This window comes from Rhizobium grahamii, assembly GCF_009498215.1.
GTDB classification, from domain to species: domain Bacteria; phylum Pseudomonadota; class Alphaproteobacteria; order Rhizobiales; family Rhizobiaceae; genus Rhizobium; species Rhizobium grahamii_A.
This window is the reverse complement of the sequence record NZ_CP043498.1, coordinates 596,025-613,152: the sequence shown is the minus strand read 5'-3', so window position 1 is coordinate 613,152 and position 17,128 is coordinate 596,025. Positions and strand designations below refer to the sequence as shown.

Annotated in this window: 20 protein-coding genes; 2 read left to right on the top strand and 18 right to left on the bottom strand. The window is 64.1% G+C overall.

Going from position 1 to position 17,128, the window contains the following annotated elements; genetic code table 11:
* Positions 1 to 12: 12 nt before the first annotated feature.
* The 8 genes from FZ934_RS03075 to FZ934_RS03040 are packed head-to-tail and all read right to left on the bottom strand — an operon-like array spanning position 13 to position 7,366.
* Entirely contained in the window at positions 13 to 3,855 is a 3,843-nt protein-coding gene (locus FZ934_RS03075; RefSeq protein ID WP_153269869.1) for a baseplate multidomain protein megatron, read from the bottom strand.
* Positions 3,856 to 4,290, bottom strand: coding sequence for an NlpC/P60 family protein (locus FZ934_RS03070; protein ID WP_153269868.1), 435 nt, complete (start codon positions 4,288 to 4,290; stop codon positions 3,856 to 3,858).
* Positions 4,287 to 5,177, bottom strand: a complete 891-nt coding sequence (locus FZ934_RS03065) for a DUF2163 domain-containing protein (protein WP_153269867.1) — start codon at positions 5,175 to 5,177, stop codon at positions 4,287 to 4,289. The genes FZ934_RS03070 and FZ934_RS03065 overlap by 4 nt, the downstream gene beginning before the upstream one ends.
* Positions 5,174 to 5,815, bottom strand: coding sequence for a TIGR02217 family protein (locus tag FZ934_RS03060; RefSeq protein ID WP_153269866.1), 642 nt, complete (start codon positions 5,813 to 5,815; stop codon positions 5,174 to 5,176). Before FZ934_RS03060 ends, FZ934_RS03065 begins: the two co-directional genes overlap by 4 nt.
* A gap of 7 nt (positions 5,816 to 5,822) precedes the next feature.
* Complete coding sequence (locus tag FZ934_RS03055; RefSeq protein WP_153269865.1) at positions 5,823 to 6,368, bottom strand: phage tail tape measure protein; 546 nt, start codon at positions 6,366 to 6,368, stop codon at positions 5,823 to 5,825.
* A complete protein-coding gene (locus tag FZ934_RS03050) occupies positions 6,358 to 6,573 on the bottom strand; it encodes a rcc01693 family protein (RefSeq protein ID WP_153269864.1) in 216 nt (71 codons plus the stop codon). The genes FZ934_RS03055 and FZ934_RS03050 overlap by 11 nt, the downstream gene beginning before the upstream one ends.
* 29 nt (positions 6,574 to 6,602) lie before the next feature.
* Complete coding sequence (locus FZ934_RS03045) at positions 6,603 to 6,959, bottom strand: gene transfer agent family protein (RefSeq protein ID WP_153269863.1); 357 nt, start codon at positions 6,957 to 6,959, stop codon at positions 6,603 to 6,605.
* Entirely contained in the window at positions 6,959 to 7,366 is a 408-nt protein-coding gene (locus tag FZ934_RS03040; RefSeq protein ID WP_153269862.1) for a phage major tail protein, TP901-1 family, read from the bottom strand. The genes FZ934_RS03045 and FZ934_RS03040 overlap by 1 nt, the downstream gene beginning before the upstream one ends.
* A gap of 128 nt (positions 7,367 to 7,494) precedes the next feature.
* Here FZ934_RS03040 and FZ934_RS03035 point away from each other — a divergent pair, with 128 nt between their 5' ends.
* Both FZ934_RS03035 and FZ934_RS03030 read left to right on the top strand, forming a co-directional pair.
* Positions 7,495 to 8,709 (top strand): MFS transporter, encoded by a 1,215-nt coding sequence (locus tag FZ934_RS03035; RefSeq protein ID WP_153272348.1) that lies wholly within the window; start codon positions 7,495 to 7,497, stop codon positions 8,707 to 8,709.
* A 97-nt stretch (positions 8,710 to 8,806) separates the two neighbouring features.
* Positions 8,807 to 9,199: a GFA family protein gene (locus tag FZ934_RS03030; protein ID WP_153269861.1), complete on the top strand. Its 393-nt coding sequence runs from the start codon at positions 8,807 to 8,809 to the stop codon at positions 9,197 to 9,199.
* Positions 9,200 to 9,203: 4 nt separating this feature from the next.
* On the opposite strand, the gene FZ934_RS03025 is transcribed toward FZ934_RS03030, so the two are convergent.
* The 10 genes from FZ934_RS03025 to FZ934_RS02980 form a co-directional block, all read right to left on the bottom strand.
* A complete protein-coding gene (locus tag FZ934_RS03025; protein ID WP_153269860.1) occupies positions 9,204 to 9,623 on the bottom strand; it encodes a DUF3168 domain-containing protein in 420 nt (139 codons plus the stop codon).
* 99 nt (positions 9,624 to 9,722) lie between these two features.
* Positions 9,723 to 10,058, bottom strand: a complete 336-nt coding sequence (locus FZ934_RS03020; protein WP_153269859.1) for a phage head closure protein — start codon at positions 10,056 to 10,058, stop codon at positions 9,723 to 9,725.
* A complete protein-coding gene (locus FZ934_RS03015; RefSeq protein WP_153269858.1) occupies positions 10,058 to 10,627 on the bottom strand; it encodes a head-tail connector protein in 570 nt (189 codons plus the stop codon). The genes FZ934_RS03020 and FZ934_RS03015 overlap by 1 nt, the downstream gene beginning before the upstream one ends.
* Before the next feature lie 74 nt (positions 10,628 to 10,701).
* On the bottom strand, positions 10,702 to 11,958 hold the full coding sequence (locus FZ934_RS03010; protein ID WP_153269857.1) for a phage major capsid protein: 1,257 nt from the start codon (positions 11,956 to 11,958) through the stop codon (positions 10,702 to 10,704).
* Between the two features lie 11 nt (positions 11,959 to 11,969).
* The gene (locus FZ934_RS03005) at positions 11,970 to 12,554 is read right to left on the bottom strand and encodes an HK97 family phage prohead protease (RefSeq protein WP_194273752.1); all 585 of its coding nucleotides are present in this window, start codon (positions 12,552 to 12,554) and stop codon (positions 11,970 to 11,972) included.
* A gap of 35 nt (positions 12,555 to 12,589) precedes the next feature.
* Positions 12,590 to 12,907 (bottom strand): DUF6107 family protein, encoded by a 318-nt coding sequence (locus FZ934_RS03000; RefSeq protein ID WP_037134447.1) that lies wholly within the window; start codon positions 12,905 to 12,907, stop codon positions 12,590 to 12,592.
* Between the two features lie 184 nt (positions 12,908 to 13,091).
* Positions 13,092 to 13,670, bottom strand: coding sequence for an alpha-ketoglutarate-dependent dioxygenase AlkB (locus tag FZ934_RS02995; RefSeq protein WP_153269856.1), 579 nt, complete (start codon positions 13,668 to 13,670; stop codon positions 13,092 to 13,094).
* Positions 13,671 to 13,794: 124 nt separating this feature from the next.
* Positions 13,795 to 14,952: a phage portal protein gene (locus FZ934_RS02990; RefSeq protein ID WP_153269855.1), complete on the bottom strand. Its 1,158-nt coding sequence runs from the start codon at positions 14,950 to 14,952 to the stop codon at positions 13,795 to 13,797.
* A 107-nt stretch (positions 14,953 to 15,059) separates the two neighbouring features.
* Positions 15,060 to 16,316 carry a sensor domain-containing diguanylate cyclase gene (locus tag FZ934_RS02985; protein WP_153269854.1) on the bottom strand — a complete coding sequence of 419 codons (1,257 nt, stop codon included), beginning with the start codon at positions 16,314 to 16,316 and terminating at the stop codon, positions 15,060 to 15,062.
* A 155-nt stretch (positions 16,317 to 16,471) separates the two neighbouring features.
* Positions 16,472 to 16,945, bottom strand: a complete 474-nt coding sequence (locus FZ934_RS02980) for a VOC family protein (protein WP_153269853.1) — start codon at positions 16,943 to 16,945, stop codon at positions 16,472 to 16,474.
* Positions 16,946 to 17,128 lie beyond the last annotated feature (183 nt).

Below are 17,128 nucleotides of genomic sequence, written 5' to 3'. Positions count from 1 at the left end.
TTTCGTTGGGAGCTAAAGGGAAAATGTCGCGGTGGCGGCGATGCCGAGCGGAATGCTCGTACCCATCTGCCTGATACGAACGGTGAGTGCCGACTGTGATGCACCAAAGTCGGCGATCTCGTCGGCGAGCGGATAGGTCCAGGATGGCTCCTGCGTCTCGACTGATCTCACGACGTCGCTGCCGGCGAGAATCTCGACGCGATAGCGCTCGAATGGCTCATCGAGAGGAATGTCGGTGCCAATCCAGCTGTCGGCGTCGTTCCTCCCACATCGCACCCAGGATAGGCGGATATCACCGGTATCGCTGCGCAGGCCGCGCAGATGCACCGGGGCGAGCGGGGTTCGCGCCCGCAGACCACCTTCGAACGCATAGGGGCCGGCCATCTCGGTCGAGCCGGCAGCTTCCGCAATCCAATTGAGACGCAGACTGGCCTCCCCGCTGCCGAGACCGAGTGACTTGACGGCCTCGTCCAACACAACGACGGGCGAACCCGCCGGAATGCCTGATCGCATGGCGTCGTCAGTGCCGGCGAGTGCGCGAAGAAGGCCGGTCAGGCGCCAGCGGCGACTTTCGATTTCCTCGGCACGCTGGAAGGACAGGACCTCCCAGACGCCACTCCCCGAGCGCGCCGCAATCAGATTGCCGCCGTTCAGAACCGAAACCGCCGACGCCGAGGCGAGTTCGCCGAATGGGAGGTCGACGATCAGTTCCTGCGACCAGTCGAAACGGCCGCGGACGCCGGGATCGAGGGCTGCGACCGTCGTCCCGATCCTTGCAGGCCTGTCGAGCAGCACTCGGCCTCGGTAGCCTTCTGTTGTTGCCGATGACGACAAAGCGATGGTCTTCCACGGCGCGGCAAAGGCAGCACCCCGCGCGAAGGAACCGACGTCGCCATCTTCGAAGCAAGGGAGGTCGAGCAGATGAACGACAGGAGCAAAGAGGCTCGAAGCGCCATTGCCGCCGTTCTGCTCGCTCGTTCGCTGCGGCCATGCGGCACCGCCCGAGACGGCAAACTCACGGGCCTCAATGCGGCGCTGGCCCTCGTCCTCGATGCTGGAAACGATGAACCGTCCAGCCGGGCCTTCCGCAATCGTGACGGCATCTCCCGGCTGTAGCTCAAGCGCTCCCGGCGAGAGGCTGAAACGAACGGTCCGGCGCGACACACGATTGTCTCTCAGCAAGGCTTCAGCTGCAGCCAGCGCAGTCTCTTCGGGCATGGCGGCTGAGAGATCCTGCTTGATGACCCGGCTGGTCGCCGCCGCTGCCCGGTGCGACCTGGCGCTCGCCTGTTCGTAATCCAATGCGGGATCGTAGAAGGTTAGAACGGCTTCCGCGGCGAAGTCGCTGTCGTGGCCGCGCGTCTCACGCCAAAGCGGTTCGTCTTCGACATCGACGAATGTCTCGACGGCGACAGGCGGCAGGCTTGCCCTTCCCCGCGACCGAAAATGCAGCGTGCCCGCATCCTCGAACACGTCGATTGCGAAAGCCTGCAGCAACGGCTCGATGAGACTGCGCGCGGACACCACATCGCCATGCACGTAGCCCGTCAGATCACCGGCGACGTCGGCAACGTCGAAGTCGGCAAAGCCCTGGTCACGCAGGATCGCCGCGATGACGTCTGCAAGCGTTCCTGCTCCCAGTCTGCCGTTCAGCCAATGTCCGGTCGTCCAGTTGGCGCCATCGCTCCAAGTGGATGTCTCCTGCGGAAAGGCCGGATAGGGCCGAGCATCCCAACACCAGACGAACAGATGCGCCGGATCCACCATGCCTGAAGGAGCGGTGTCGGCGTTCCATCTGGTGTGATGGGCTTCCAGGAACCGGCGCTGCATGCTGTCGGCGCGCATGCCGCTGGAGAAATAGGGCAGCCCGCTTTCCCGCGATTTGGGATCGATGAAGACGTTAGGCTGATTGGCGCCCTTGTCGACGGCCGCGCATCCAAGCTCGGTGAACCACACGGGCTTGCTGGCAGGCTGCCACGCCGAGGGGACGGCACGCTCGGCGCCGCCGACCCGATCGTAGTGAAGATTGCTCCACCAGCCGCCGATGTCCTTGTAGCGGAACGTCCACGGCTTGGCCACCAGGCCATCCGTTATCGGCGTCCGGATACGAGCAAGCCTGTGAGCTTCGCTGGCGTAGTACCAGTCGAACCCCTCGCCCGCGGAGATCGCCGCCGCCATTGCCGCGCCATCCTCGGAGGAGCCGAAGCCATCGGGATTGATCTCCGACAGGTCCTCATCCCGCCAGTCGGCGAGCGGCATGTAATTGTCGATGCCAACGGCGTCGATTGCCGGCGATGCCCAGAGCGGATCGAGGTTGAAATAGACATCGCCGCTGCCGTCCTGCGGATGATAACCGAAATATTCCGACCAGTCGGCGCCATAGGTCAGCCGGGCTGTCGGCAACAACGCCTTGACGTCGGCGGCCAGCGCAACGAGAGCGTCGACGAAGGGAAACCGATCGGCATCATCACGCACGCTGGTCAGGCCGCGCAACTCCGAACCGATCAGAAAGCCATCGACGCCGCCGGCTGCTCTTGCCAGCTGTGCATAGTGCAGGATGAAGCGTCGGTATCCTTCTCCGCTTCCATGGTAGGCCACCCGCTGCCCAGACACGAGGAAATCATCGGCGGTCGCAGTACCGACAAGCGCATTGACCTGGCCGCGCGCCGCCGCCGTCCGATCCACGTTTCCCGGCCGGCCGGTGGCCGGAAAGCAGGTGATGCGCCCCCGCCACGGGTAGGTCGGCTGAACGCCTGACGCGGCAGGGTCTGGCAAGGCGTTGTCCGAGGGAATATCCATCATCAGGAACGGGTAGAGATAGACTTCCAGACCACGCGCCTTCAAATCGGCAATCGCTGCGAGAACAGCGGCATCGTCGGGCGTCCCACCATAGGCAGGCGCTCCGCTGCTGCCGCTGACGACATGGGCATTGGCGCGCGCGATCCCCGAAACGGACCAGGCCTTGCTCTCGCCGTTCCGTGCTGCAGTCTCGACACCGGGCACGATCCGGCATTCGCCTGCCCGCAGATCCGTCCCGAACCAGGAGACCACCAGAGCGACACGCTCGAGGTTCGGGCAAAGCGCCATCAGTTCGTCGATCGACACCTGCCAGTCGGTGGTGCCCTGCAGCGTGTTGCGATTAAGGAGGCGCGCACTCCCCACCCCGCTCTGCTCCGAAACGGCGGCCGGCTGGTAGCCGTGCTCCGTCGCGCCGGGAATGATGCAAACCGCCTTCAGCTGGCTTTCCAGCACGCCGACGGGACGGACGACCTCGAACTGCAGCAATGGAATGCGGTTACCATAGGAGTCCAGCGGCAAGCGTTCGAAGACGACATAGGCCAGGCCACGATAGGCGGGCGCATTGCCGGCTCCCTGCTTTGCCTCGATCAGCGGATCAGGCTGCTGCGCGTCGGAGCCGCGATAGACGCGGATCTCGATTGTCGTCTGGTCGACCTCCTTCCCATCCGCCCAGATGCGGCGAATGCAGGCGATCTCGCCTTCGCATATCCCGAAGGCGACATTTGCGAAGTAGCGAAACGTCTCGACGCGGGTGCCGCCGGAGGCCTTGCCGCCCTTTCGTTCGGTGGTGACCTGCTCCTCGAAGCGTGTCGCCCAGATCATCGTGCCGCCGATGCGCGTACTGCCGTAGACACGGTTGATCGGCGTTCCTTCGTCGGCGCCGGGGATGCGGGCCGTCGCCAGATGCGTTGCGCGCACGGTCGAGCTGCCGGCAAGCAGCGCATGATCGACCACACTGCCGGCAAGTGCACCCGCGGCCCGACCGACGATCGCCCCGACAGGACCGAAGACACTGCCAAGAGCCGCGCCCGCGGCCTGCAAGAGAAGGGTTGCCATCTATTTCTCCGGGAAGCGAAACACGGCCGCGATACGTCGGCGCCAGCTGGGCACGAGCGGCGAGCGGATCACGCAGGCCTGTTCGTAGGCGTGAATGAATTGTTGATCGCCGGCGAATATGCCCGCGTGCTTGGCGGCAAGTTCGGGCCTCCAACGAAACAGCAGGAGGTCTCCCCGCTGCATGTCTGCCGTTGGCAGGGGGCCACCAAAATGCCTGGACGCAGCAGCGAGCAGCCGATCCTCGCCGCTGCGTTCGGCCCAATCTGGGGCGTAGGGTGGCACGAACTCGGGCTCACTGCCGTAGAGCTCGCGCCAGATCCCTCGGATCAGCCCCAGGCAATCGCATCCAACGCCCTTGCAGGACGCCTGATGGCGATAGGGCGTGCCTGTCCAAGCCTCGGCAATCTCGAGAACTTGCTCTGCGATCGACATCATTTGAACAGCGCGCTCCCGTCGTGAACGCTTTCGCCATCGGCGTAGGTGTAGGCGAAGTCCGCGCCCGGCATATGCGGAAAGCCCCGGAAATTCAGATGGTTGGAAAACCTGCCGCGACAGGTCGAAAACGACTTGTCGCATCCGACCGTGAGAAGAACACGGTCTCCCGCTGCGGGCGGGCGATGCAGCGGAAGCCAGAGGACGATTTCCACCAGCCCTCCCTTCGCGGCGTTGGTCTCGATATCCGCACGCAGTCCGGCATTCGCGCCATCGACGAATGTGAGAAGACCCAGGCGAAGCAGCCCATCGGCGATCTCTTCGGGGCAGGACAGGAAAAGCCTGCCGGAATCGGGAATGGAAACGACCGTTGCCTCGAACCGATAACCGGGGTCATTCAGCTTCAGGCCGCAGCGCTGATCGCCGAGCGTGGCATCACACCGCCGGCCGTAGATCCGTCCCTGCGGCTCGGCCAGCCGGCTTGCGAAGCTTCGCAATTCAGCCTGAAAGCTGGTTGCATCGCGGGTGACGTCGCCAATTTCCTGAACCTTGAGCAGGATGTGCTGTTCGGGCTTCGCCCAGTTGACAAGCAGGACCTCCACGCGGGCGCCGTCATAGCGTCCCGCCTCCAGATCCTCTTCGGTGATCACATCGCTGGAAAAGCCGCCGGCGACCTGGCTCGTTGCCGCCGGCATGCCCGCCGCCTCTTCCGTCGCGGTTGCGGAAAAGCCCGTGGCCGCGAGGTAGGTCGTGCCGTCAATCGTCAGATCATGGTCATGCTCGGTGAAGCCGAGGACCGTGCCGTCGCGACGCACCACCCGCCACGCGTGGCAGACCGTCGTGGCATCGCCGTTCAGATGTTCTTTCAGGGCGGGCGGAATGGTCCTCATGGCACGATCTCCGTCAGCGGTATGGTCGGGATCCGTCCGGCGTTGAAGGCGGACAGGTTGATGTCGATCCGGCCGGTCGCAAACCTCACCGGGACATCGAATTCATAGCCCGCGGAAATCACCGCACCCGGCGGCGGTATCCGGTCCGGAGCGAACGCAACGATGCCGGTCGCCGGATCGCAGGCAAAGGCGCCCTCAGGCTGCGGAACCCCGCTGACCGCGACGACGACCGAGCCCGCAACCGGCTTAAAGATCCTGCGAAGGCTGGCGGCCGCGGAATCCCCGTAGGTTTTCGTCAGGCTGAAATTCGCGGCAACCCCATCGCCTGTTCCGATCAGCTGATCCGTCGCAGACACCGGCATTCCAGGCCGCCCCGATGTCCAGTCGACCGGATCGCGAAAGCGGAAACCGTAGAGCTCGCCGCTGCGCGCCTCGAAGAACTCCAAGACCTCGTAGAGATCGGCGACAGAGCGCAGACCGGAACCGGCATCGTAGCTGCGCCGCGCATCGCGCCAGCGGCTGTTGCGGCTCTCGCGACCATTCGAAAGATTGACGATGTCCGTGCGCCGGACGGGGCCGCCGCTCGTCGAGAGCGACAGGCGGAGCGGAAAGCGCACCTCGTGGAAGCCGTTTGCCATGATTGCCTCAGAGATTGCGCTGGCCGCGCATCGCCGTGCGCGCCAGCATGGCGGAGATCTGCGCCTCGCTTTTCTGAAAACTCTGCGCATCAGTTGCAGTGACGTTGAAGACGATCTGCGGGCCGGCCGATCCGCCTGACGCCGCAACGCCGAGCGCCCCGTCGGCGCCGCGTTTCAGCGGCAGGATCGCCTCGCTGCCGGCTTCGCCCATCAGGCCCATGTCGCCGCCCATCGGGAAGTAGGTGGGCTGCGAAACCACGCCGCCATCGGCGAAGGGCAGGAGCTTGCCGAAACCGCCGAGCAGGTTTGACGCTGCGCCCGAGATCATCGTCTCCAGCGGCTTCAATCCGGCCGATAGTGCAATATCCGTCAGGCGGTTGCCGAGGCTGCGCAGCACATCGTCGAGGCCCTTGCCCCCATCGGCAGCACTGCGCAGCGCGCTAGACAGGGCCGAGCCGAACGAGCGTGAGCTGGTTTGTAGGCCATCGAGCGTACGCTGCAGGGTTTCAGCCTGCACGGCCATGGCGGAGAGGTCGGTGTCGTCATTCTCCATGATCGCTCCTTCGTTTCGAGGGTGTCGGGCCGTCCGGAAATTGCGCCATCAGCGCGCCGAGATCGGCCCGGGCGACCGTGCTGCGCGGCGCCGATCCGCCGGCAACGACATGAAACTCAACCGGCGTCATCGCCCAGAACACAGTTGGAGGCAGCCGCAGCAGACAGAGGCCGACGTGGAGGACGCGCGCCCAGGGGAAAGGCATCGCGCGGTCGGTCTCGATATCTGCTGCGGCTAGAGGGGGCGGGCGGTGATCTCCGCGCTTTCCCCAATAAATGTCGCGGCGAGCAGATTGCCGACGATATCAGCGCAGCCGCCAATGCCGCCATCGATACTGGCCTCCGCCACCTCCTGATCCGAATAGAGATTGCCGCCGCCGCGAAGGCCGGCACCGATGATGCGGATCATGTCGGCCGACTTCAGCTGACCGCGCGAGAAGCGCTCCGCCAGGCCGGCGAGATTGTCCGCTGAGAACGCCGTCTCCAGTTCTGCCAGCGCGCCGAGCGTCAGGCAGAGAATGCGCTGTTCGCCGTCGATGACAGCCTCGATCTCGCCGCGCCGCCGGTTCGCCCTTGCCCCCGCCGCCCGCATCAGAGTGCCTCGAAGCTGATGGCGCCGGCCGATTCCAGCGCCAGCTCGAACATCACCTCGCCGTTATACTGGCCGGAATATTCGAGCGCGCTCGCCTGGAACGGTCCCGTCACCATGCCGAAGTCGGGGACGATGATCTGCCAGCTGAGGATCGAAGCGTTGAAGAAAGCGCTCCGCACCAGACCATCGGAGGCGGCATCCTTGAAGATGCCGGCGCCCGACACCGACGCACGCTGCACGCCTGCGCCACCCAGCAGCTCACGCCATCGCCCGGCGCTCTCGGCGTCGGTGACGTCGACCGTTTCGGCATTGAAGGCCAGCCGTTTCGACCGCAGCCCCGCCACCGTTTCGTAAGCCGTTCCGTTGAATATCTTCAGGAGCAGGTCCTTGCCCTTTTGCGCCACCATCGTCCGATCCCTTCAAGAAGCGGGCGCATTCGGCGCCCATCGGTGTCATCCACATGTCACTTTCAACCAGCCGGCGAAGCTGCTACGACCTTGCCCGCCCCTACCCCATTCGCGTCAAAGCCCGCCTCATGTCTCGATCCATCCCCCTGCGCTCGGTGCAGACGATTGCCGTGCTTGCCGTCACGCAGCTGATTGGCTGGGGCACCACCTTCGACATGCTTGGCGTCATGGGCCGCGTTATCGCCCCGGATCTCGGTTTGCCGAACGAAGTGGTCTTCGGCGGGCTGAGCATCATGATGGTCGTCAGCGCCCTGGTCAGCCCGACGACCGGGCGCCTGCTCGCCAGACACGGAGCAGCCCGCGTGCTTGCCGCCTCCTCGATTACCTTCACGATCGGCCTGCTGCTTTTGTCAGCTGCGCACGGCCTCGTCGTCTACGCACTTGCCTGGATCGCCATCGGAGCGGGCGGCGCCTTTGGTCTTTCCGCTCCCGCCTATACCGCCGTCGTCGAGCGCGCCGGACCCGACAGCAAACGGGTGATCGCGATCCTGATGCTGTTCACCGGCCTTTCGAGCGCGATCTTCTGGCCGATCCTCAGTCAGCTCAACGCGACCGTCGGCTGGCGCATGACGTTTCTCATCTGCGCGGCGCTGCAGTTTTTCGTCTGCCTGCCGCTGCATCTTTTCGCCCTGCCGAAGCCGATCACCTTTACTGCGGATGGCAGCACCGAGCAGGAAACGCCGGTGCCGCTCTCGCCTACCGGACAGCGCAAGGCCTTCCTGCTGATTGCCGCGGCAACGACGATCTCGACCTTCGTCACCTTCGGGGTGTCGCCCTCGCTGCTCGAGATATTTCGCCAGTCCGGCGCTTCGCACGCGTTGGCGCTGCAGCTCGGCTCAGCGCGCGGCGTGATTGGCATTTCCGCCCGCTTCCTGGACATGCTCCTCGGCCGCCGCGGCAATCCGATCCTCAGCGCCGCGATGGGCGTGAGCCTGATGGTATCGAGCTTCCTGATGATGCTGGTGATACCGCCCTCGACGCCACTGCTGATTACCTTCATCCTGCTCTATGGCTTCGGCTCCGGTGTCATGACCGTTGCCCGCGCATTGCTGCCGCTTGCGCTGTTCTCACCGCGCGAATTCGGGCTGCAATCGGCCCGCCTGTCGCTGCCGCAGAACCTCGCCAATGCCATCGCGCCCGTCGTTTTCACGGCGATCCTCGATCGCGCCGGTGCCGGCACCGCAATCGCGACCTGCGCCGCGCTGGCCGTCATCTCGCTCGGCTTCGTGCTGATGCTGGCTGCACAGGTCAAGGCGGCGGCCAGGGTGTACGAACCGGCCTGAGAAATGCAGGCAGCTGCGGCGATGGGCGGGACATTTGAGGTCGTCGTCCCATCTTCACACCAAGCAGCCCATCGCTTGATCTTGGAGGAGAAGCAACATGGACCGGTTCACTGGCGGTTGCCGCTGCGGCAACGTCCGCCTCGTGGCGACTGGACGCCCCTATCGGGTCGGCATTTGTCATTGTCTCGACTGCCGCAAGCATCACGGCGCGCTTTTCCATGCATCGGCAATCTTTCCTCAGGATGCGGTGACGGTCGAGGGCGAGACAGCCGCGTACGACGGGCGGTTCTTCTGCCCCCGCTGCGGCTCCCCGGTTTTCGGGCGCTCCGGAGATGAAGTCGAGGTGAACCTCGGATCGCTCGATGCTCCCGACCAGTTGCAGCCAACTTACGAGCTCTGGACCATCCGCCGCGAGTCGTGGCTGCCGTCGTTTCCACTGGCGAGACGCTACGAACGGGATCGCGACGCCACGAGCCGCTACGAGGAGTAGCCTGCTACGCCGTGACGCCGGCAATCGGCTCCGTCACAGCCCGAAAGCGCAGTTCGGCAACATACAGCTTCGTCTTCGGCTCCCGCCGGCTCTGTGTCCTGACATGCAGTATACTGACGAGGGAGTACGGCCCAAGATCGAGCGCCGCGTCGTGCAGCAGGGCGTGAAGCCGCCAGGCTACCAGTTGCGCCTGCCTTCGCCCGCCGGCGTCAATCCAGACTTCGAGCGAAAACAGGTGCTCCTCGCCTCCCTCCGTCGAGGTCGAATAGTCGTTGCTGACGACGTCGCCGATCAGCACGGATGGAAGCTTTCGCCCGGTGACCAGCCGATCGCGGATACCGTCCTCGCCGATCATGCCGAGAAGGTCGGTGTCGCCGGTCAGGCGCGCATGGATCGCCATCAGCAGTTCATTGGCTGCGCTCATGGCTTTCGCCTCCCTTTGCCGCCGATTTACCCCTAGCATCTTGCGCCACCCGCGCCAGGATCTCCGCCAGATCGCGGAGTGTGATCGCCATGGCGGTGCTCATCGTCCTTCCTCCTCGCAGAGGCAGCAGAGATAGCGGCCGGTTTCGTCTGGGTCGCGGCAGGTGCCGATGGCGAACAGCCGGTCGCCCTTGCGCAGCCGCATCCCGGCCTTGATGTCGGTGCGGAACCGTAGCCAGATGCGATGCGTCAGCGTGAAGACGTCCGCACCTGCCCGCTCTTCCCGTATTTCGGCCAGCGGCTCGATCCGCGCCCACACCGAGGCAACAGCAGCAAAGGTGACGGTGGCGCCGCCCTGTCCGTCCGGCGCGTCTTCCGGTGCCTCCAGTTCAAGCCGCGCTGTCATCTGGCCGGGATCGAAGAAGACGGATCGCATCAGAGCCTCCGCATCAGGAACGGTGCGACCAGCCGGTCATAACCGACAGGGATGTCCGCCGGCTGGTCCTCGACGGCGACGGCGCCCCTGAAGGCGAACATCTGGGCTATATGCATCAGCATCGCCCGTTTCAGCATATCGGGCACGTCGGCGCCGCTCTCGCCAAAGCCGCCGGAAAAATCGATTTCGATGCCGTTTGCGGCAATGGCAGGGTTCACGTTTCGATCAAGCACCAGACGCGCCGGTCGGGCATTGCCATCGAGCACATGGCCGGTCGCGGGCAAGACCACCTCCTCGCCTGCTTCATCGTAAACGTTCAGGCTTTCAATGGCTTGCACCGGGCCCTTGGCAATCTGAATCACGCGGTCTTCAGGTATCGATTCAAGATGAAGCCGCCAGACCTGGGTGATCAGGCAAAGGCCGGTCGTGCGCTCCAGATGCTCGCGAGCAACGCGGATCAGCGAGGCCAGCAGCGCGTCTTCGTTGCCGTCGTCGAGCCGCAGATGGGCCTTCGTCTCGGCAAGTGTCAGCGCTTCCGCGACAGGCGGAGTAATCAGTGCATAGGTCATGGACGATCCTGAATTGGTGTGGCGCAGGCATGTTCGGCAGGCGGATGCGGGCAGCCGCACCCGCCCTGCCTTGCTCAGCTCACGGCGAACTTGATGAGCTTGATCGCCTCGAAGTTCTGCACCCCGCCGCCGACACGCTTGGTCGTGTAGAAGAGCACGTAGGGCTTGGCGGAATAGGGATCGCGCAGCACACGCACGCCGGTGCGGTCGACGACGAGATAGCCGGCCCGGAAATCCCCGAAGGCAATCGACAGCGCATTGGCCGCGATATCGGGCATATCCTCGGCCTCGACAACCGGGAAGCCGACCAGCGAAGCCGCCTCACCCGCCGTTGCGGGCGGCTGCCAGAGATAGCGGCCGTCGCCATCCTTCAGCTTGCGAACCTCGGCCTGCGTCTTGCGGTTCATGACGAAGTTGGCGTTCTGGCGGTGTCCCGCCTTCAGCGAGTAGATCGTATCGATGAGGGTGTCTGAGGCACCCGTCGTCTTGAAGGCGCCGGCGGCGCCCGTCGCGATATAGCCGAGATTGCCCCAGTTCCAGGCGCTGTCGGCGACTGCGGCATAGGCGAGGAAACCCTTCGGCTTGTTGGTGCCGTCGCCGTTGACGAAGGCCGTGCCCTCCTGCTCGGCAAAGACGGTATCGACCTCGCTCGATATCCAGGCCTCGATATCGACGGCGGCATCGTCGAGCAGCGCCTGCGTTGCCGCCGGCATGGCGTAGAGCTCCATGGTCGGGAAGGAGAGTTCGGCAAGCTGAGCGCTCGATGTCTGCGGACGGGCCGCCGCTTCGGCCACCCAGCCGGCCGCCATGCCCGAGGTCGCGAACGGCTTCTTCAGCACCGAGCCGGAGACCTGGCGCACGGTCGCAAGCGAACGGATCGGCGAGACCACGGAGAGGCGACGGCCGATCTCGGTGTCCGTCTCGGGCGGCACGAGATAGCCACCATCGCTTCCTGAGCCCGCCGACATCGCCTTCGCCTCGAGCTCGCGCAAGCCGGCCTCGTCGCCACGGCGGATATACTGCTCGAACGCCGCCTTGTGCTCGTTCGCCTCGATGCCGTTTCCGCCACGCCCGAGCGGCGGCCGCGCCTTCTTCAGCGCCAGCTGGTCGATCACCTTCTTCTGCTCGTCCATCGCCCTCGTGATGCGGTCCATCTTGTCGCGAGTGACGACATCGGCCGTCAGCTTTTCCTCGATCTCACCGAGGCGGCGATCATTGGTGTCCTTGAAGGCCTCGAATGCCTCCATGAACTCGTCGAAGGCAGCCGTCATCTCGGGCGCCGCCTTGATCTCCGGCGCCATCCTCGAACCTGTCTCATGCATGTCGGTCATGTCCCGTTTTCCTATCTGAAGGTTTCTGTCAGCATCATCCGGGCGGCCCGGCGCATGGCGCGGACTAGCTCGGTCTCCTTGTCGCGGAACCACCGCGCATTCTTGATGTTCTGCACGCGCGCAGACGGCAGCATCGGGAAGGTCACGATCGAGATCTCCCAGAGATCGGCTTCGAGGATGCGGCGCACGCCCGACTTCGCATCGGTCTTGGCGCGCACGGTGCGGAAACCGATCGAAAGCCCGTCGAGCGCGCCGTTCTTCAGAAGCTGGTGCACCTCGCGTGCCCGGGAGACACCCTCGGCAAGCATGCCCTCGACATAGAGGCCGCGGCTGTCCTCGCGGATCGTCTTCCAGGCGCCGATCGGTTCGGCCGGGTCATGCTGGAAGAGCATACGCACCCCGCCCGCCCCGCGTTCGGCCAGCGACTTGCGGAAGGCGCCGCGCTCGATCGCATCCTTGCCGAGATCGACTTCGCCGAAGACGCTGGCATAGCCGGAGAAGCTGCCGTCGCGCTTCAGCCCTCTGAGCTCCAGATTGGCAAACTTGCGCGTATCCGCGCCCATGGGTGATCGCGCCAGCGCGCGGCTTGCGGTCATGATGCTCTCCTCGTTTTTTGGAATGGTCTTGCGGGCTAGCGCCCGCGCGCGCCGTATCGTCCGGCGATACGCGACAGGATGCCGAGGCCCCACCAGGCGCAGAGGCTTGCCGCCGCTGATCCCGACAGCACCACCTCCGAGGCCGAGAGGCGATCCGCCAGCGCCAGCCTTTCGGCAATCCAGATACCCGTCGGGCCGCCGAAGATCGTGCCGCAGGCAAGGCCGGTGAAGAAGCGGCTCGCGGCCTCCCGCCGGCTTTTCGGCAGGAGATAGACGAGCGACACCGCCGCCCCTGCCGACGCGCCGAGCGCCCTGGTCGCCCAGAGGCCGGCATCGTTGGAAAGGTCTGTCATCGCAGGGATCCTTGGTTGAAGACGGGCAATACCCAGCCGGCGATCGGCACGGTTATGCGAGTCTTTTGAATCGCTTCATGCGGTTTGCTCTAAGATCGAATCTGGCGGTTAAAGTCAGTTCGAGTTTGCGCCTGGTCGAACATCCGCAGGTTCAATGAGATAGAGCGTCCTCAGACGCATGGCGCTAAGTCGGGTTTTCGCCAAGCGTGACGTTGCGGAACGTCAGAGAGAGACGCCGCCCGCGCAAACGCCGTTCGCCATGGACAGTATCGGCCAACCGCGCCGGAATCTCATGCGTCCATTGATAGCGCGCCGGTCCCTCCATCTTCAGCAAGGCACCGGGCTGCAACATGACAAACCGGCGATCCCCGGTCTCGGGGTTCCGGAAGATCATCTCGCAGGGGGACAGCAGGCTCAGAGAAACAATGCTGCCGCCGAAGCATGGCACGCAATCCACGTGGGCGCTGATGCCCTGCCCCGGCCAGTATTCATTTGCGATCACCTGATCCGGCGCATGATGAAAATGCCCCTCACAAACGAGCCGTTGAGCGACGGTTGCGAGCCAATCCGGCAGTGGCCCGAGATAGGCATCCGTTTCCACAGATCGTGCGCGGTAGTCATAGCGGTAACCGAAATGCTGGACGCGCCGTTTGAGGGTCTGATCCCATTCATCTGCGTCCAACGCGTCAGCCAGCGCTTTCGACGCCGCCTCCGACAGAAATTCGGGCACGTAGGTCAATCCCTCGGGGAAACCCGCATCCATCCTCGATCCTTGTGGTCTGGGTTTGAACTGCACGTTCTGTGGATATCGCCCCCGCAAGACCATGCATGCGACAATAGGCAGGCTGTTCCTCGAAATGAAAGAGGAAAGAGCGATCGCTCCCGCCTCAATACCCCACCGCCTGCCGCTTCTCCTCGTCTGTGAGAAAGGCTGCACTTCCTACCCGCGTCCACAGCTGATCGCGCTCGGCGGCAAGCCCGGCGACCTTGTCGAGATCGGGCTCCAGCCGCAGGCGGTCCTCGTAATGTCCGGAAAGCCAGGCGGAGAGCGAGGCGGCGGTGCGCGTCAGCATCGGCAGCACGGTCAGCCGGTAGAAGGCGCGGTTCGCTTCCTGATAATTGGCGTAGGTGTTGTCGCCGGGAATGCCGAGCAGCATCGGCGGCACGCCGAAGGCGAGCGCGATGTCGCGGGCGGCGCCATTGCGCGCCTCGACGAAATCCATGTCCTTCGGAGACAGCCCCATCGACTTCCAGTCGAGCCCGCCTTCAAGAAGCAGCGGGCGCCCGGCGCGCATCGGGCCGGAATAGCCTTCGTCTAGCTCTTGCTTGAGCCGCTCGTACTGGTCGGGTGAGAGGTTGCCGCCCTCCTTCGGCTGGTAGACGAGCGCACCTGACGGGCGCGCCGAATTGTCAAGCAGCGCCTTGTTCCAGGTCGCCGCCGCATTGGAGAGATCGAGCGCCACCTGGGCGGCTGCCAGTGGCGGGAAACCGAGATGATCGTCGAGCGGATGGAAGAGCTTCAGGTGCAGCAGCCCCAGCCCTTCCGTCTCCACAGGAAAGCGGCGCACGGAACCGCCGGCGCGATAGTCGTAGGCCTCGGGCCACCCATCCATCCCCTCGACGATGCCGATCCGGTCCGGCCGCAGCAGATGCAGCTCGCGCAGGTTTGCGCCGACCAGCAGCGGCTCTACATAGGCGTTGCCTGACAGAAGCAGGTGCCCATAGAGCGCCTCGAAGAAATCGGGGCCACCCATGCGCCCGTTCGGCTGGGCAAGCAGCGATAGAATGGCATGATCCGGCCGCTCGCGATCGCCCTCGTAGAGCAGCCACGGCACCGAGGCGGCGGCTTCCGCGACCAGCCGGACGCTGCGATGCGCGACCGGGTTCTTCATGAATCCCTCGCGCGACAGCGCCGCGTAGGAGCGGCCGGTCCAGCTCGCCCGTCCCTCGGCCGTCAGCGACATGAAGCCGCCTGTTGCCTTCGTCTCGGGCACTGTGCTCCGACCCGCCGTGGAGCCCCACGGCAGCAATGATCTCAATCTCATGGTTGGTTTCCTGGAGTTAGCGGGCTCTCAACAGGGCAGCGTGACGACGGGACCGCGTGTGACCACGCGAATCCAATCCAAAGACAGCCGATGCAGATGGAGCCGGATCAGGCGCTGAAGGCAACTTCTATGGTTTGCCGGTCCTGCGCCACGATCCGGCATTTGGTCTCGAAACCCTCGCCCTTGATCATCAGCACGAATTCCGGAGGTATGCCGGCGGAATTGGAGACGGAGAGCCCCGCGCTGTCGGTGCCGAGCGACTTTATGGTGCAGTCTATCGTCGAACGATGGTCGTTGAAGATGATCGACCCTGCCTTCAGGACGCGACGGCGGGAACCTGTAGGGCCGTCGCCACCGATCGCATTCCACGATACGCATCGGTTTCGGCCGTTGTGCTTGGCGTGGTACATCGCGGCATCGGCCTGGGCCAACATCGTCTCGATGTCCTTGGTGATGATCGAAAGCGCCGAAATGCCGAAACTTGCCGTCACGTTCAATTCGCCGAAGGCTCCGGAAATCGGCCGGGACGCAATCGCAAGCCTTACCTTCTCTGCGACCGCCGCTGCCCCGTCACGATTGATATGCGGAAGGAGGATCGCAAATTCCTCGCCGCCAAGCCGCCCGAACAGATCGCCGGCCCTGAGGTTCGCCTTGCAGGTTTCGGCGACCGCATGCAGCACCTGGTCGCCCGCAGCATGGCCGTGGGTGTCATTGACGCTCTTGAAACGGTCGATATCAAGAACGACGCAGGACACGTCGTGCTGGTGTCTCAGGGCGAGCGACAGAACTTGATCGGCCTCCTGGCGGAAGGCGCGGCGGGTAAGCGCGCCGGTCAGGCCATCGGTTGCTGCCGATTGCAACAGCTCGATCCGGTCCATCGCGACGCCCGCCAGTTCGTTGAGAACCGAGAGATCCTTCGCACCGAACGATCTGGTACGGCGGTCGATCGCACACACCGTTCCGACAACGTGTCCGGCTTTGGTTTTCAACGGCACCCCGGCATAGAAACGTATGTGGCTTTCGCCCGTCACGGCGGGATTGTGCGCGAAGCGCGGATCGCGCGTCGCATCCTGCACGACGATCGCTTCCTCACGATCGACCACATAACGGCAGAAGGTATCCTGAACAGGAACCTCGTCCACTCCCATCCCGGAACACGCCTTGTACCACTGCCGATGCGCGTCGATCAGAGACACCAGGCCGATATCGACGTCGAAGATCTGCTTGATCAAGCGGACGATGCGCTCGAAGCCTTCGTCCTTGGGGGTATCGAGGAGGTCAAGCTGTTCCAGCGCCGCGAGACGCTCCATTTCCCGCTTTTTCACGTCCGAGGACGACGTCCCGAAAGCCCTCACCACCACCATGCAGCGCGCTCCTACCCCAGTCTGAGACTCATGCGTCTCATATATTGGTGAATAAAGTCGATACTGACGTCTCCATCACATCACCGATGGCTTGTCAGGGTGGCTCGAGAGACGCGGGCCGATGGCAATTTACCGACCGGCCCACGCGGCAGAACTCAGCCCCGTCGCGCCGCCTCGATGGCGGCAACGTCGATCTTTCGCATGGTCATCATCGCGTCGAATGCGCGCTTGGCTTCGGCACCGCCGACCTTCAACGCATCGGTCAGCACGCGCGGGGTGATCTGCCAAGAGAGACCCCATCTGTCCTTGCACCAGCCGCACTCACTCTCCTGGCCGCCATTGGCGACGATTGCATTCCAGTAGCGGTCGGTCTCTTCCTGGTTCTCGGTTGCGATCTGAAACGAAAAGGCTTCGCTCTGCTTGAAAGTCGGCCCTCCGTTCAGACCCATGCAGGGAATGCCGACGACCGTGAATTCGACGACCAGCACATTTCCCTGCTTGCCATCGGGATAGTCTCCGGGCGCACGGATGACGGCGGTCACGGCGCTATCAGGAAAGACTTCGGAATAAAACCGGGCGGCAGCTTCGGCGTCCTTGTCGAACCATAGGCAAATCGTATTCTTCTGCATTGCGTGTTCCTCCTGCGCCGAACAATTCGGCCCCGTTTTTCTATCTCCACGGCAGGAAATAGGCGGAAAACGGCCGCTCGCCACCCAGGATCGCAAAATGCGCCGGTATCGCCGCGATTGCGCAAAGCCTCATAAAAATTGAAACGAAATCCATCCCGAGTGGTTGTTGATAGATCATCCCGT

Coding starts and splice junctions, on each gene's coding strand:
- FZ934_RS03075 (WP_153269869.1), bottom strand. CDS start 3,855: ATGGCAACCCTTCTCTTGCAGGCCGCGGGCGCGGCTCTTGGCAGTGTC.
- FZ934_RS03070 (WP_153269868.1), bottom strand. CDS start 4,290: ATGATGTCGATCGCAGAGCAAGTTCTCGAGATTGCCGAGGCTTGGACA.
- FZ934_RS03065 (WP_153269867.1), bottom strand. CDS start 5,177: ATGAGGACCATTCCGCCCGCCCTGAAAGAACATCTGAACGGCGATGCC.
- FZ934_RS03060 (WP_153269866.1), bottom strand. CDS start 5,815: ATGGCAAACGGCTTCCACGAGGTGCGCTTTCCGCTCCGCCTGTCGCTC.
- FZ934_RS03055 (WP_153269865.1), bottom strand. CDS start 6,368: ATGGAGAATGACGACACCGACCTCTCCGCCATGGCCGTGCAGGCTGAA.
- FZ934_RS03050 (WP_153269864.1), bottom strand. CDS start 6,573: ATGCCTTTCCCCTGGGCGCGCGTCCTCCACGTCGGCCTCTGTCTGCTG.
- FZ934_RS03045 (WP_153269863.1), bottom strand. CDS start 6,959: ATGCGGGCGGCGGGGGCAAGGGCGAACCGGCGGCGCGGCGAGATCGAG.
- FZ934_RS03040 (WP_153269862.1), bottom strand. CDS start 7,366: ATGGTGGCGCAAAAGGGCAAGGACCTGCTCCTGAAGATATTCAACGGA.
- FZ934_RS03035 (WP_153272348.1), top strand. CDS start 7,495: ATGTCTCGATCCATCCCCCTGCGCTCGGTGCAGACGATTGCCGTGCTT.
- FZ934_RS03030 (WP_153269861.1), top strand. CDS start 8,807: ATGGACCGGTTCACTGGCGGTTGCCGCTGCGGCAACGTCCGCCTCGTG.
- FZ934_RS03025 (WP_153269860.1), bottom strand. CDS start 9,623: ATGAGCGCAGCCAATGAACTGCTGATGGCGATCCATGCGCGCCTGACC.
- FZ934_RS03020 (WP_153269859.1), bottom strand. CDS start 10,058: ATGCGATCCGTCTTCTTCGATCCCGGCCAGATGACAGCGCGGCTTGAA.
- FZ934_RS03015 (WP_153269858.1), bottom strand. CDS start 10,627: ATGACCTATGCACTGATTACTCCGCCTGTCGCGGAAGCGCTGACACTT.
- FZ934_RS03010 (WP_153269857.1), bottom strand. CDS start 11,958: ATGACCGACATGCATGAGACAGGTTCGAGGATGGCGCCGGAGATCAAG.
- FZ934_RS03005 (WP_194273752.1), bottom strand. CDS start 12,554: ATGACCGCAAGCCGCGCGCTGGCGCGATCACCCATGGGCGCGGATACG.
- FZ934_RS03000 (WP_037134447.1), bottom strand. CDS start 12,907: ATGACAGACCTTTCCAACGATGCCGGCCTCTGGGCGACCAGGGCGCTC.
- FZ934_RS02995 (WP_153269856.1), bottom strand. CDS start 13,670: ATGGATGCGGGTTTCCCCGAGGGATTGACCTACGTGCCCGAATTTCTG.
- FZ934_RS02990 (WP_153269855.1), bottom strand. CDS start 14,952: ATGAGATTGAGATCATTGCTGCCGTGGGGCTCCACGGCGGGTCGGAGC.
- FZ934_RS02985 (WP_153269854.1), bottom strand. CDS start 16,316: ATGGTGGTGGTGAGGGCTTTCGGGACGTCGTCCTCGGACGTGAAAAAG.
- FZ934_RS02980 (WP_153269853.1), bottom strand. CDS start 16,945: ATGCAGAAGAATACGATTTGCCTATGGTTCGACAAGGACGCCGAAGCT.